Origin of the sequence: Burkholderia seminalis, assembly GCF_001718535.1 — a bacterium.
Lineage (GTDB): Bacteria > Pseudomonadota > Gammaproteobacteria > Burkholderiales > Burkholderiaceae > Burkholderia > Burkholderia seminalis.
In genome coordinates, this window is the sequence record NZ_CP013400.1 from 2,043,003 (window position 1) to 2,056,866 (window position 13,864).

The 13,864-nt window shown below is 64.1% G+C and carries 10 protein-coding genes; 1 reads left to right on the top strand and 9 read right to left on the bottom strand.

From position 1 onward, the window contains the following. The 9 genes from WJ12_RS29780 to mdlC all read right to left on the bottom strand — a co-directional run bounded on the left by WJ12_RS29780 (position 1) and on the right by mdlC (position 12,396). Entirely contained in the window at positions 1–1,185 is a 1,185-nt protein-coding gene (locus WJ12_RS29780; RefSeq protein ID WP_059556736.1) for a substrate-binding domain-containing protein, read from the bottom strand. Next, positions 1,182–2,642 carry an indoleacetamide hydrolase gene (gene iaaH, locus WJ12_RS29785; RefSeq protein WP_059556737.1) on the bottom strand — a complete coding sequence of 487 codons (1,461 nt, stop codon included), beginning with the start codon at positions 2,640–2,642 and terminating at the stop codon, positions 1,182–1,184. The genes WJ12_RS29780 and iaaH overlap by 4 nt, the downstream gene beginning before the upstream one ends. A gap of 195 nt (positions 2,643–2,837) precedes the next feature. Continuing rightward, positions 2,838–4,070, bottom strand: coding sequence for an MFS transporter (locus WJ12_RS29790; protein WP_197423859.1), 1,233 nt, complete (start codon positions 4,068–4,070; stop codon positions 2,838–2,840). Between the two features lie 133 nt (positions 4,071–4,203). Further along, positions 4,204–5,256 (bottom strand): carbon-nitrogen hydrolase family protein, encoded by a 1,053-nt coding sequence (locus tag WJ12_RS29795; protein WP_059556738.1) that lies wholly within the window; start codon positions 5,254–5,256, stop codon positions 4,204–4,206. Between the two features lie 152 nt (positions 5,257–5,408). Beyond that, complete coding sequence (locus WJ12_RS29800; RefSeq protein WP_167361901.1) at positions 5,409–6,368, bottom strand: AraC-like ligand-binding domain-containing protein; 960 nt, start codon at positions 6,366–6,368, stop codon at positions 5,409–5,411. A gap of 68 nt (positions 6,369–6,436) precedes the next feature. Then, a complete protein-coding gene (locus tag WJ12_RS29805) occupies positions 6,437–7,576 on the bottom strand; it encodes an alpha-hydroxy-acid oxidizing protein (RefSeq protein WP_226104048.1) in 1,140 nt (379 codons plus the stop codon). A 113-nt stretch (positions 7,577–7,689) separates the two neighbouring features. Further along, on the bottom strand, positions 7,690–9,036 hold the full coding sequence (locus tag WJ12_RS29810; protein WP_034189484.1) for an MFS transporter: 1,347 nt from the start codon (positions 9,034–9,036) through the stop codon (positions 7,690–7,692). A gap of 263 nt (positions 9,037–9,299) precedes the next feature. After that, positions 9,300–10,736, bottom strand: coding sequence for an aldehyde dehydrogenase (locus WJ12_RS29815; RefSeq protein WP_404824230.1), 1,437 nt, complete (start codon positions 10,734–10,736; stop codon positions 9,300–9,302). A 70-nt stretch (positions 10,737–10,806) separates the two neighbouring features. Further along, entirely contained in the window at positions 10,807–12,396 is a 1,590-nt protein-coding gene (mdlC, locus tag WJ12_RS29820; RefSeq protein WP_059556742.1) for a benzoylformate decarboxylase, read from the bottom strand. Positions 12,397–12,706: 310 nt separating this feature from the next. Here mdlC and WJ12_RS29825 point away from each other — a divergent pair, with 310 nt between their 5' ends. Next, the gene (locus WJ12_RS29825) at positions 12,707–13,618 is read left to right on the top strand and encodes a LysR family transcriptional regulator (RefSeq protein ID WP_034189481.1); all 912 of its coding nucleotides are present in this window, start codon (positions 12,707–12,709) and stop codon (positions 13,616–13,618) included. Positions 13,619–13,864 lie beyond the last annotated feature (246 nt).

The following is a 13,864-nucleotide window of genomic DNA, read 5'->3' on the forward strand; positions in this document are numbered from 1 at the left end:
TCAACCCGCACCCGCTCCGCTCGCACAGGTCTCGGCCGAGCCAAGCTGCGAGAACGTCTTGACGATGTCGTATCGCGCACCTGATGCCCTGGCGAGGAAGATGTCGGCCGTCACGTTGCGGGACTTCATCGTGACCACGCCGCGCGGGCCTTTGTAGCCTGCCCCGTCGGAGGCCTTCGTCAGATCGCCGATCGACGCGGAATTCGCCTTCCTGGCCATCGCGTCATACATCAGGACGCCCTCGTACGTCGACTCGCCGATGCTGCTCAAAACCGCCGACGCGCCGAACCGCTTGTGATAACGCTCCAGAAACGGCGCGGACGTTGCGGTCGGCGTCGCGAAAAAGCCGGACGCCGAGTAGAGGTTCCTGGTGTTGGACGCACCGATCCCGATCAACGTGTTTTCCTCGATCATCGTGCCGAAGCGGATCATCCTGTCGCCGAGACCGAAGCTCGCAAAACTTCTGTTGAACGTGACGGCCGACCCGCCCACCAGCGTGATGAACACCGCATCCGCCTTGCTGTCGCGAATTTTGCCCAGTACCGCGTCGAAGTTGTCGACGTCGAACGGAACGTACTCTTCGCCGACCACGGTCGCGCCGGAACCCTGAATCGCCTTTTTCGCCACTTCGTTCGACTTGCGCGGCCAGACGTAGTCGTTGCCGATCAGGAACCAGCGCTTGACCTGGTGCTGGGCGGTCAACCACGGAATGACCGGCGTCAGTTGCTGCGCGGGCGTCTCGCCAACGAAGAACGTGCCCTTCGCGCAATCGCCCCCTTCGTACATCGGGGTATAGAAGTAAGGCACCTGGCCTCGGAACAGACTTTCCAGCGCCGTGCGGACAGCACTATCGTGCGATCCGACAAAGACCTCCGCCTTGTCGCGCTTCCACAGGCGCAGCGCCGTCTGCGCGGACTCGGAAGGCGCGGCGCCGGCATCTCCCACCAGCAACTCGAGCGGGCGTCCCAACACGCCCCCGCGCGCATTGATCTCGTCGATCGCCATCGCTGCACAGTTTTTGCAGGCTTGACCGAAAAATGCGGCCGGCCCGCTCATCGGCGCCATCAGCGCCAACTTCAGCGGCTGGTTTGCCGCGCGAACCGACACCGGAACGAGCCCCCCGACGCCCACCGCGGCACTGGCGGCACCGAGCGCAATACTTTTCAGGATATGTCGACGATTCATTTGCTTGCCTTTCTCGTTAAGCCGTTGCCGGATGATTGAACGTGTGCGTCGAGACGCGGGAACGTCGCCGCACACAGGACGCGCTCCATTTCCTTGCCGATCTGCAGGATTCGCTGATCCGAATACGGCGCACCGTCCAGCGCCAATCCAACCGGGAGGCCGTCCCGGGTCAGGCCTGCGGGAACGGTGATGCCGGGCACCCCTGCGTTGCTGCCCGGTTCGGTATTTCGTGTGTATGCGGCAAAGACATCGAGCGCTTCAGACCCGACCACCACGGTTTCGGCGCCGATGCGGCAAGCGGGAATCAGGACGGTGGGAAACAGCAGCGCATCTGCCTCCACTTCGCGAAGACACGCCACGTAGGACGTGCGGGACCGCTCTCGCGCGAGGAGCGCTTCGGCGTATTCGGCCGCGGAAATCGCACCGGCCCCCAGGATGTCGCCGACGATCCGGATCACATCCGGGCTCCTGATCTGGGCAACGATCTCCGGGAACGTCACGGCCACGCCGCCTGTTTCCAGATAGCGGCCCACGGCGCCGCCGAACTCGAAAAAAGGAATGGTTGCGTTCTTCTTCGCACGAAAAAACGGATAACGTCGCAGGTCCACGTCAACCAGATCGAAGCCCGCATCCTTCAGCGTCTGCAGCGCACGTTCGAGTACCGGCCGCGCGTCGGGCGACAACCCCTCCCACAACGTCGAGTACGGAACTGCCAGGCGAACGTCACGTGCATCGTCGGCAGCGGGAGGCGCTGAACCCCTTCCAGACAGGATCGCGTCCAGCAACATCACGTCGGCAACGGTGCGGGCGATCGGGCCGACCGTGTCGCGCGTGGGCGATATCGGCACGACGCCCTCGGACGGATAACGTCCGTGCGTGGGACGAAAGCCGACCAGCCCGCACAGCGCCGCCGGGATGCGCACCGATCCGCCCGTGTCGGTGCCGAGCGCCGCCGGCACCGCCCCGCTCGCCACCAGCACGGCCGACCCACCGCTGCTTCCGCCGGGAATTCTGGACGGGTCATACGGGTTGCGGGCCGGGCCAAAAAATCCGTTGTCGTTGGTGCAGCCGAAAGCGAGTTCGTGCATGTTCGCTTTGCCGGCGACCAACGCCCCCGCCTCGACCACACGCGCCACGACTGGCGCCTGCGCTCGAGGAACGGCGTGGCGAAGCGCGGCCGTTCCAGCCGCTGTCGGCATGCCCGCGCAGTCGATGTTGTCCTTGATCGCCAACGGAATGCCGGCAAGTGACATCCGGCCTGTCCGGGCTGCGAGCGGTTCGTCGTGGGCTCGCGCCGATTGCAACAACGTCTCGGGGTTGAAATGCGCGAACCCGTTCAGCGACTCGGTGTTGGCCTGTTGATCCACCAGCGCCTGTACGTATTCCAGGCAGGAGATCTCGCGTCGATCGATCGCGCCTTTTGCGTCGACGACTGAAAGCTGCGGCAGGGTGGGCATCTACGTCTCTCGTACATTGCGGTCTTCGTAGATTGCGCGTCGGCCTTTTTGTCGCGCATCGTCAGAAATGACGACGCAGTCAACCCTGACAGCGTCGCTTCACCGCCCCTGGTACAGCCCCGCGACCGACGTCAGTGGCCCTGGTCGCGCGAGTCCGCGCAACGGTCCGACATCCGCCTGCCCGTTGCCGAACGGTCAGGCCGCGTCGATGGTCGAGACGGCATGCTTCGACGTCGCCGCGGGCACCGTTTCATCGAGAAACATTCCCACGAGCGCGCTCACCAGCGACACGCCTCCGACGATCAGCATCGGATAACCCAGACCGAACGTGTCGGCGAGCCCGCCTGCCACCACCGGCATCAGGACCCCGCCAATCAGTTCACTGACTGCGGTGGGAACGCCCACGGCCGAGCCGGTCAGCGTGGACGGGACGGATTCGCAGGGAATCACGGCAAGAAAGAGCGGTGCGATGCCGAAGCCGCAAATCCCGGCAGCAAAGAGGTTGGCGAACATGACGACCGGAGACGCGTGACAAAGAACAAACGCCAACATCAGGATGCCGTAACAAGCCGCGGAAACGACGAGCACGATCCGCCGCCCGAGCCGATCCGATATCGCCGGAACGGCGATCATCCCGATAAACCCGCCGAAACCCCATCCGGATATGATCAGGCCGACCGTGCCGAGACCGAGGCCCACGACTTTGGTCAGATAGAGCGCGACGAACGTCGAGAACACGAACAGGCCCGTCTGGAACAGCGATCCGATGACCGTGGTCAGCCAGATGTTCTTGTATCTCAGCACGGTCAAGGGGCCACCCGATGCCGAGCGGGCCTGCGTGTCGCGACCGGCCTCCGTCTTTCGCATGGTCCGGCCGATCAGGAACGTCAGCAACAGCCCCGGAATGCCGAGCACGAAAAACACCCACTCCCAGCGCATATGCATCACGAGTTGGGTCGCGATGATCGGTCCGAGGCCGATACCCAGAAGAGGGAAAAACGACTGGTGGACGCCCAGATTCAGGCCGCGCCGGCTCGGCGTCGATATTTCGTCGATGGTCGCGACGCTGGCGCTGAACACGCCCCCCTCGCCCACGCCGAGAAGGCCTCGCACGAGCAGCATGCCGTGGAACGACTTGGCGACGCCGGTAAAGGCAGTCATCACCGAGAAGAAGATCGACGACCCGAGCAGAATCTTGCGGCGCCCGTGGCGGTCGGACAGGCTCCCGAGCACCCATGTCGAAATGGCCCAGGTCAACGCGAGCACCGAGGCGATGGCGCCTGCCTGCGTATTGTTCAGTTTCAGCTCCGGCAGCAGAACCGGAAACAGGTACACGATGACCAGACGGTCGAGACCCACGATGCCGAACAGCACCGCAAGAAAGATGACCATCTTCCATTCGTAGTCGCTACTTTCCTTGTATTTCATATCGCCATCCTAACTATATCGTCGTGACTGAATGACCGTTGATTCGAAGAAAAACCGCCAAGCCCACCGGGCCGCGAAACGAAAACCTCCGGCCGGCCCGCCATGACACGACATGGCGAGCCCGATGGTCCCGCTACCGATCTCCGCCGCTGCCCGCAAGCCCGGTCGGGCAGCCGCCGTCTGATGAGGCTAGATCGTCGGCGGCCGTCTCCGCCGGCGTTCCGTCGAGTATTTCGGCGACAGGGGGGCGCGGTCGCCGGTCGATCAGCAATCGCAGCACGTCGGGCCGCGAGTAATGCCCCGCGGGATCGAACACGCACTTCGACAGCGATTGCGTGCCGAGATCGATATTGGCGTAGAGCAGGCCTTCCGCGGTTTCGTCGATCTTGTCGAACAACTCCGCCCCGTCGGGCCCGTATCCAACGCTATGGCCACCGCCCGCCCGCAACAGCTGACGCTTGTCCTCGGTGTCGCAAAGATGCTCGACCATCTCCTCGGTGACGACGGTCGACGGCGCGAGGACGAAGCACCCGCCTTCGACGGCATAGGTCCGCGAAACCGCGTTGTTCACCTGGTGGCTCAATGCGCTGGCGAATTCATAGAGGGAAAAGCTCGGCCACGCGGCAACATGGACCTGTTCGCCTTGCGCATACATGGCGGCTTTGGTCAAAGGCTGCACGTGTTCGGCACAACACAGCGCGCCGAGCTTGCCCAACGAACTGTCGATCACGGTCAGGCCGCTGCCCTCCCCGTCACCGAAAACCGTCCGCTCGAGGTGGGTGGGTTTGAGTTTCTGCCGTTGCAGCAGGGTCTCGCCGTCGGGGCCGATCATCCATTGTGCGATATACAACGAGTGGCCCTTGCGCTCCGAGAGGCCCATCACGACCGTGATGCGATTTTTCCTCGCCGCGTCCCTCAGTGCATCGGCTTCCGGACTGTCGTAGCTCAGCGAGTTGTCGAAGTAGCGCTGAACATAGCCCTTGCTCATATACCAGGCCGGTGTACCGAGCCAGACGTAGAACGGATAGCCCGGCAGCCACACTTCAGGGAATGCGATCAGCGCGGCGCCGGCCCGCGCCGCCTCTTCAATCAAGCGGATGGACTTTTCGATTCCGGCCTGAAGATCGAGGAAGGCCGGGGCGGCCTGCACGACAGCCGCCTTGAACTGGGGATGATTGAGCGCCAAGATACTCCTCCACGACTCGCGGGACGGGACGCCCGCAACGTTGTAGACGAAGTGTCCGGGGCCAATATGGCGGACGCTTGACTCTGACAGAACAGGATTTTTGCTTATGCTGCCAGCACGCGCGATTGACGTGCAGCCTGCTCAGCGGCGATTCAGACAGCGTCGCGATGCGTCGCACGGTAGTCGCGCGCGGACATGCCGAAGCGACGTCGAAACGTGCGACTGAAATGCGATGCGTTATTGAAACCCCACGCCATCGCAATATCGGTAATCGAGCGGTTTGCGTAGGCGCGTTGCCGAAGCCACTCGCCGCATCCGTCGAGTCGGGCCGTACAGATGATCTCGCCGATCGACTCTCCGACCTCGGCGAACAGCCGGTAAAGATAACGGCTGGATACCCCCAGTGCATCGGCGATCTGTTCGGGTCCCAGTTCCGGTTCGCGAATACGGTCACAGATCAACGCACGTGCGCGGAGCAGATGCATCTCTTTCACGTTGGATTTGGGCAGCGGGACCGTGTTGAAATAATCCGCCAACGCCAGCGCGACCAGGTTCGCGGACACGTCGCCAAGCCGCTCGCAACCGGTCGTGGCGCCTTCGTCCGACGAAAGCGCCCGGTGCAGGGACGCGATATGGTCCGCGGCGATCCGGCGGATCCCGGTGGCCGCGGGAATCCTCACCGCGGTGTGCTGCCGGCCGCACGGCACCCATTTCTCCAGCGCCTTGCGGGGAAAGCGGATCGTGTAATGCTGCCCGGAGAAATGCCAGACGAAACTGCGCGACGAATCGAACAGCACCATGTCGGCAGGGCCGACGAACGCGGTGCGGGCATCCTGCTCGATCGCGCCTCGCCCTTCGGTCTGGATCGCCACGAGCAGGTAGTCGTCCGCCGTGCGCCGCACTTCGTCCCAGTCATGCGCCGCGACGTGATCGACCGCCGAGATCCGCGACACACACACGCCGTCGGTGTTCACGCTCGAAATCTCGCCATGAAACCCCTGATCGGACTCGGTCCGGAAAACCATCGGGACGCAGCTGGCCCGAACCTGATCCGCCCATGCCAGAAGCCTGTCGTCGCGATGGTAATGATCCGTGGTCGTCACTTGATTCATGGCACGAGGTTCCGGCGGCAGATACGCGAGAGCGTTAACCCGGACCATTGCGCATCCAAAATCCGGCGTCAATGCGCAATACCCCGGGACGGCCGCTTCGAAACGTAGCTGCGATCGAGCGCCTCCACCGAGCGACAACCGATGAGGGCGAGCGTCCGGTCCGTTTCCCGTTTGATCATTTCGATGACGTCGCTCACGCCGGCTTCCCCTCTGGCCGCCAACCCGTATAACGTGGCGCGCCCCAGCATCACGGCCTGGGCCCCCAGCGCGATCGCCTTGACGACGTCGGCCCCCGTCCGTATGCCGCTGTCGAGCATGACCGTCGCGCCCGCGATGCGCTCGACGATGTCCGGCAGCACGTCGGCTGTCGCCGGCAGGGCGGCGAGTTGCCTGCCGCCATGGTTCGAAACGATGACGCCGTCCGCGCCGAGCTCGACGCACCGCGCGGCATCGTCGGCCGTCACGATGCCCTTGACGAGGAGCTTGCCCGGCCATTCGTCCCGCAGGCGGCGCAGGTCGTCCCAACCGAAACTCGCATCCATCTGTCGGCGCAGGATCGCGGCCTGCGAGGCCGTGTCCGATGCATCGTCCGTCGCGAAATTCTTCAGCTCGGGCATGCCGTTCATCAGGTAGGACCAAAGCCAGCGCGGGTGCGATAGTCCGTCGACCGCCGCACGTGCACTGGCCTTGAACGGCATCGCGAAACCGTTGCGAAGATCGCGTCGGCGAAAGCCGTTGACCGCGACATCGGTGGTAAGGATCAGGGTCGAATAGCGCGCCGCGCGGGCACGATTGACCAGGCTCTTCGCGAGGTTGCGATGAACGACGTACAGTTGAAACCACAGTTCTCCGTCGGCCCCCTTTGCCACCTCCTCGATGGACATGTTGGAAGCCGTCGACAGCGCGAACGGAATACCGGCCTTGCCCGCCGCGCGCGCAAGGGCGAGGTCGCCCTTCGGCCAGAAAGCGCCATTGAGGCCCGTTGGCGCGATCACCAGCGGTAACGGGTTCCGCCGGCCCAACAACGCCACGGACTGCGCGCGTGTGCTGACGTCCGACAGCCGGCGCGGCAACAACTGCAATGTGTCGAACGCCGAACGGTTATGCGTCAGCCCCGATTCATCGTCCGCCGCGCCTTCCAGATAGTCGAACACCATGCGTGGCAGCCGCCGTCTGGCTTCGTCTCGATAGTCGCTGACGGAGAACATGCCGGGAAATCCTGTTGTCATGATCGGGGTACTGTCGGAGTCAATCGTGATGCAAAAAAACGCGGCGCGCCGGCGTGCGGTTTCGCGCGCCGCTGTCGACCGGACGAGCGAGGTCAGGCGCCATTGATGGGCGGAATATGGCGACGCACGATCATCAGGCAGATGAACACCATCGCCATCGCGGCACCCAGCATGCCCAGGTATGCGGACGCACCGCCCTGCGTGATCACGAATGCCCCCGCGAACGCGCTGAGAATCGCGCCAAGCCGCCCGAACGCGAGCGCGGACGCGGTCCCGGTCGCGCGAATCTCGGTGGGATAGACGTATGCGCAAAGGGCATACATCGTCGACTGGACCGCGTTCACGAAGAGGCCGTGCAGACCGATTCCGAACACGAGCAACGTCGTGTGGGCGGAGACGTCGAGACCACGCAGGAACAGCGCGCTCGCGGATGCCATCAGGCAACAGACGAGCAAAGGCCAGCGTGATCCGAACCGACCGATTGCCAGCGCGCAGCCCATTGCGCCGAATACGCCGCCGAGGTTGTAGGCGGTCAGACCGGAACCGGCCACCGACGGGCTGAGTCCCTCGCCTGCCAGCATCGTCGGCAACCAGCTGAATGCGCTGTAGACCGCGACCAGGTTCATGAAGAATGCGACCCAGATCGCCACCGTGTCACGGCCCTGATGGTCTGCGAACAGCGCACGAAAGCCCGGGCGCGGTCCCGCCTTCTGCTCCTTCTGATCGGCGAACACGGCGTCCGGCTGAATCGAGCGGGACATGCGGGTCAGCAGGTGACGCAATTCGTTCCAGCGTTCGTGACGGCGGGCAAGATAACGCGGCGATTCCGGCATGACGAAATACAGCAGCAGCGCCAGTGCCACGGGAAGCGTGCCGCCGATCAGAAAGAGTCCCCGCCAGCCGTAATGAGGCAGCACGACGCTCGCGAACAGCCCCGCCAGCATGCCCCCGAGCGGTACGCAAACGATGGTGGCGGTCACGGCGAGCGTGCGCCGGCGCGCAGGCGTGAATTCCGCCGTCATGGTCGTCGCGCTCGGCAGCGCACCGCCGATACCCAGTCCCGCGAAGAAGCGCAGGATCGCGATGGTCGTGACGTCCGGCGACAGCGCGATCGAACTCGTCGCCAAGCCGAATACCAGCACGCTCCCGATGATGGCCCAGCGCCGACCGAACCTGTCCGCGAACAGCCCGGCGAACGCGCTGCCGATCCCCATGCCGACGAGGCCGGCTGCGACGGCGGGCGCGAATGCGTTGCGCGTGATGCCCCATTCCTTGATCAGGCTGGGAATGGCGAACCCGATGAGTTGCCCGTCGAATCCATCCATCACGATCGCAAGCGCGGCGAGCAGGACGACCGTTCGCTGGAACGCCGAGAACGGTCCATCGTCGAGGGTACGGCCGATGTCTACCGTCGGCAGAAGAGGATTACGATCGTTCATTTCGCTCTCCCCGCCAGATCGGTCAAGTCTGAATCGCATCGCCGGGTAATCCGTGTTCCGACGTGACGGTCAAGCTCGAACCGGATGCGATCGAGCGACAACTCGAAATTGACGACAGGCATTGCAGTCTCCTTGTGCCGATCGCTCGTCGTTCGAGGAGCGAAGGCTACTCACCGGTATATCGTTGTTGTTTTGTTCGCGTCCACGATCCGGAGGCCCGTCTCTTCCACCATGAAAAAGACGCGCCCCGACCGCGGCAACGATCAGAACGGGTAGTGACGAGGCGTCGTTTGCACGGTGATCCAGCGCAAATCGGTAAATTCCGCGACTCCGGCTTTGCCGCCGAAATGCCCGAAACCACTGGACTTCATCCCGCCAAACGGCATTTGCGCCTCGTCGTGAACCGTCGGCCCGTTGACGTGGCAAAGCCCGGACTCGATACGCCGCGCGACCGTCAACGCGCGCGCGACATCACGGCTGAAGACCGCCGCCGACAGACCATATTCATTGTCGTTCGCGCATGCGATGGCCGCTTCGTCTCCATCGACGCGGACGATCGCCTTGACGGGCCCGAACGACTCCTCCCGGTAGATATGCATGTCCGCCGTCACGTGATCGAGCAACGTGGCCGGCATCAGCGTGGTATCGGATTTCCCTCCGCACACCAGGGTCGCGCCTTTCGCCAGCGCGTCGTCGATCAGGTCGTTGCATCGCCTGACGGTCGCCATGTCCACGACGGAACCGAGGACGGCCGGGCCCTTTCTCGGATCGCCAAGCGGCAGGCTCTTGGCCTTCTCGGCCAGACGCGCGACGAATTCGTCGGCGATCGCCGTGTCGACGACGATGCGTTCGGTGGACATGCAGATCTGGCCGGAATTGGCGAACGCGCCGAATGCCGCGCCTTGCACGGCAGCGTCGACGTCGGCATCGTGAAGCACCAGAAACGGCGCCTTTCCGCCGAGTTCAAGTACCGAAGGCTTCAGATACTTCGCGCACTGGGTCGCGATGATGCGGCCGACGCGCGTCGAACCCGTGAAGTTCACCCGCCTGACCGCGGGCTCGGCAATCAGCGCTTCGACAATATCGCCGGCATTCGCCGGCGCATTCGTGACGAAGTTCACGACGCCGCGCGGCAGTCCCGCGTCCTGCAATGCCTCGATGATGAGGCCGTGGGTCGCGGGGCAAATTTCCGAGCCTTTGAGCACGACGGTATTGCCGCACGCCAGCGGCAACGCAACCGCACGCACGCCCAGGATGACGGGAGCGTTCCACGGTGCGATCCCGAGCACGACGCCGGCAGCCTGCCGAACCCCCAGCGCGAGACTGCCGGGTACGTCCGACGGAATCACTTCGCCGGAGATCTGCGTGATCATCGCAGCGGCTTCGCGCAATCCGTCGGCCGCAAGCTTGACGTTGAAATCGGCCCACAGGCGGGACGCGCCCGTTTCGGTTGCCATTGCCAGCGCGAAAGCGTCGCCCTTTGCCTCGAGTGCCTCCGCCGCTCGATTCAGCAACGCGCGTCGCTCGCCCGGCCCCATCGCCGACCATGCGGGAAACGCGGCGGCCGCGGCGTGCACCGCGGCTTGTGCATCGGCGACGGTCGCGGCCGGCGCCGTCGAGGCGACCGTGTCGTCGAGCGGGTTACGGCGCTCGAATGTCGCCCCGTCGCGAGCCATCGTGCGCTCGCCATTGATCAGCATCGCTACCTGATTCACTTCCGTCTCCTCGAATATGTTTGACATGCTGGCCTGCCGAACCGCCGATTCACGGTCAGGCCACGACGATTTCCACAAGGCGCGTTTCACCCGACGACAACGCGTCTTCCAGCGCGGACTTGAGCAACCGTGCGTCGCTCACCCGAACCCCCTTGCAGCCCATGCCGTGGGCCAGAGACACGAAATCCAGCCCAGGGAGATCGGTGCCCTGCACCGGATCCGACGCGGAAAAGCCAAATACGGGCGCGAATTCCTGCAAGGCGGCGTAGCGTGAATTATTCAGGATGACGAATGTGATCGGGAGAGCGAGTTGGACCGCGCTGTAGATCGCTTGCGGCGAATACATCGCCGAGCCGTCGCCGATGAGGCCGATCACGCGGCTGCCCGGTTTGCCCAAAGCCACGCCCACCGCGGCGGGCATGCCGTAGCCCAGACCGCCGCTTGCCATCGTGTAGAACGTCTGACCGCGCGTGAACGGCAGATACCGTTGCATGACGGGGCGCGAACTCGGCGCCTCCTCGACCACGATATCGGCTGCATGGCGGACCTCGGACAGCGTCTGCAACGCATAGGCGACCGACATGACCGCCGTGGGCTCGGCGCGCTCGACGGCCTCGCGAGGCGCCGGTAGCGGCCGACCCCGCGGCGCCGGACGGGCGAGCAGGTCCGCCAGCCCCAGGCGAATGTTCGCCACCACCGACGTGCCGGCCGGCGTCCACGCCGCGGTGGCCGGATCGTCGATGAGCTGGTACAACGCCGCACCGTCAGGCACATGCGGCCCACTGCCTTCGACGTGATACGCGAACGCCGGCGCCCCGACGACGAAAATCAGGTCATGCCCGTGCAGAATCCGGACGATTTTTTCGCGCATCGCCGGAAGGAATCCGGCGAAGAGCCGATGATCTTCAGGGAAGCTGCAGCGCGACGACATCGGCGCGACGTAAACCCGCGCGTTGTGGCGCTCGGCGATCTGGATAACCTCGCTCCAGGCATCGGCGCGATCGAGTTCCGCGCCGACGACGATGGCCGGCCGCTGGCAGTGATCCAGCGCGTCGCCGATCTCCGCGATCCGTTCCGGATCGGGGCGGGCCCGAGTGCTGACCCGTGTCGCCTCGACGAAGTCGGCCGGCTGATCCCAGTCGTCGACCGGAATGGAAACGAACACGGGGCCACGCGGCTCCTGCATCGCCACGTGGTACGCACGGGCGAGCGCCAGCGGCACATCCGCGGCACGAGCCGGTTCGATGCTCCATTTCACGTAGGGGCGCGGCAACTCGGTTGCTTGCGATGCCGACAGAAACGGATCGAACGGCAGGATCGAGCGGGCCTGCTGGCCGGCAGTCACGATCAGCGGCGTGCGGTTCTTGAACGCCGTGAAGATGTTGCCCATCGCGTTGCCGACACCGGCCGCCGAATGCAGGTTGACCAGCGCGGCGTTGCCGGTCGCCTGCGCATACCCGTCCGCCATGCCGACAACGACCGCTTCCTGCAAGCCCAGCACGTACCGGAAATCCTCCGGGAAGTCGCGGAACATCGGTAGCTCGGTCGAGCCGGGATTGGCAAACACGGACGTCATGCCGAGGCGCCGCATCAAGTCCACGACGGCATCGCGAACGGTCGGCTGCCCACTTGTGTTTCGTTGCATCTCGAATCCTCTGCGGTTCGCCATTCGGGCTGGCGGTGATGGGATGAGCCGCAGTATGGGATTCGATACCTTGTTTGAAAATTGCCAAGAATGCTCAAAGCCATTACATTCATGCATGACATCGTCGAGTGGCCTGATGGGTCCATTCAGGCCGGAAGCCTTACCGGGCGGGGCTGAGCGCCGCCAGAGCCGGTTTTCCGGCAGCCGCTGCGAGCGTACGCGGCGGCTCCTTTCAGGGAAGACACCTAGCCGCCCTCCCATTCGGGATCTTGTTCGATACCTTTAATCCCTTTCCATCGGGTTCGCCACGATGAGTTTCAATCTGCAGCAGTTGACGATGTTCACGACGATCGTGTCCGCCGGTAGCCTGGGACGAGCCGCGACGCTGCTCGACATGACCCAGCCCGCGCTGAGCAGATCGATCAAGCGGCTCGAGGAATCGGTCGGGGCGCCGCTGTTCGAGCGCCACACGAAAGGGATGCAGCTGACCGCGCTGGGCGAGGCGTTGATGCCGCATGCCATGTTGCTGCAAAGGGAAGCCGAGCAGGCGCGCGAGGAACTGGACGCGATGCGCGGCCTCGCGAAAGGCGTCATCAAGGTGGGCGCGGTGGGCAGCATCGCGAGCCTCGTGCTGCCGATGGCCATCGCGTGCGTGCTCGATAAATGGCCCAACCTGCGCGTCGAGGTGATTGAAGGCGTGTGGGACCGTCTCGTCGAGGGTTTGCTCGCTTACGAGATCGACCTCGCGCTCTGCACCTCGGGAATCGAAACCGACGAGGTCGCTGCGCTCACCGATTGTTCATGGACCGACCGGAGTTTCGTGGTCGCGGCGACCGATCATCCGTTGCGCTCGACGCGCGGCCTTCGGCTCGAGGACACGCTGACACAACGGTGGGCCATCACGCCCAAGGGAACCGGACCTTATGCCCACATGCAAGAAACCTTCGAAGCCCGAGGCCTCCCGATGCCGGCCATTGCCGTCGAGACCCGTTCGGTCACCGTGCTCAAAAGCCTGGTAGCACGATGCGGCTTCGTCTCATGGATGGCCGAGCCGATGTACGACACCGAAAGCAAGGCCGGCGTCATTGACGCGCTGGACATCGAAGGCCTGGATGCGCAACGCACGTTGACCGCGTTTCGACGCCGGCGCGGCACGCTACCCACACCCGCGGTCAAGCTGCTGGACGAATTGCGTCAACTGACCGGATCGTTGCGCAAGTGAGCAGGCGGCCGGCGAAAGGCTTCGGCGTTCCGCCCCCTTCTTCCGGCCGTAATCCTTTTGTACGCCGATACCTATTGTAGATGCACATAAATGTCCGTACCTGAATTGCCAGCCAATACAGAGGGCAGCAATTCCCTAAGGAAACACTGATCAATGAGCCTATCGCAGCCGGATCGGCACATACGGCGCGCAATTTTTAAACTGGAAGGCCGCCGCAGTGAATTTTGGGCATCTGCGCGACCACGT

Bases quoted from the DNA above. Each gene is read 5' to 3' on its own strand.
- WJ12_RS29780 (WP_059556736.1), bottom strand. From the start codon at position 1,185: ATGAATCGTCGACATATCCTGAAAAGTATTGCGCTCGGTGCCGCCAGT.
- iaaH (WP_059556737.1), bottom strand. From the start codon at position 2,642: ATGCCCACCCTGCCGCAGCTTTCAGTCGTCGACGCAAAAGGCGCGATC.
- WJ12_RS29790 (WP_197423859.1), bottom strand. From the start codon at position 4,070: ATGAAATACAAGGAAAGTAGCGACTACGAATGGAAGATGGTCATCTTT.
- WJ12_RS29800 (WP_167361901.1), bottom strand. From the start codon at position 6,368: ATGAATCAAGTGACGACCACGGATCATTACCATCGCGACGACAGGCTT.
- WJ12_RS29805 (WP_226104048.1), bottom strand. From the start codon at position 7,576: ATGTTCTCCGTCAGCGACTATCGAGACGAAGCCAGACGGCGGCTGCCA.
- WJ12_RS29810 (WP_034189484.1), bottom strand. From the start codon at position 9,036: ATGAACGATCGTAATCCTCTTCTGCCGACGGTAGACATCGGCCGTACC.
- WJ12_RS29815 (WP_404824230.1), bottom strand. From the start codon at position 10,736: ATGCTGATCAATGGCGAGCGCACGATGGCTCGCGACGGGGCGACATTC.
- mdlC (WP_059556742.1), bottom strand. From the start codon at position 12,396: ATGCAACGAAACACAAGTGGGCAGCCGACCGTTCGCGATGCCGTCGTG.
- WJ12_RS29825 (WP_034189481.1), top strand. From the start codon at position 12,707: ATGAGTTTCAATCTGCAGCAGTTGACGATGTTCACGACGATCGTGTCC.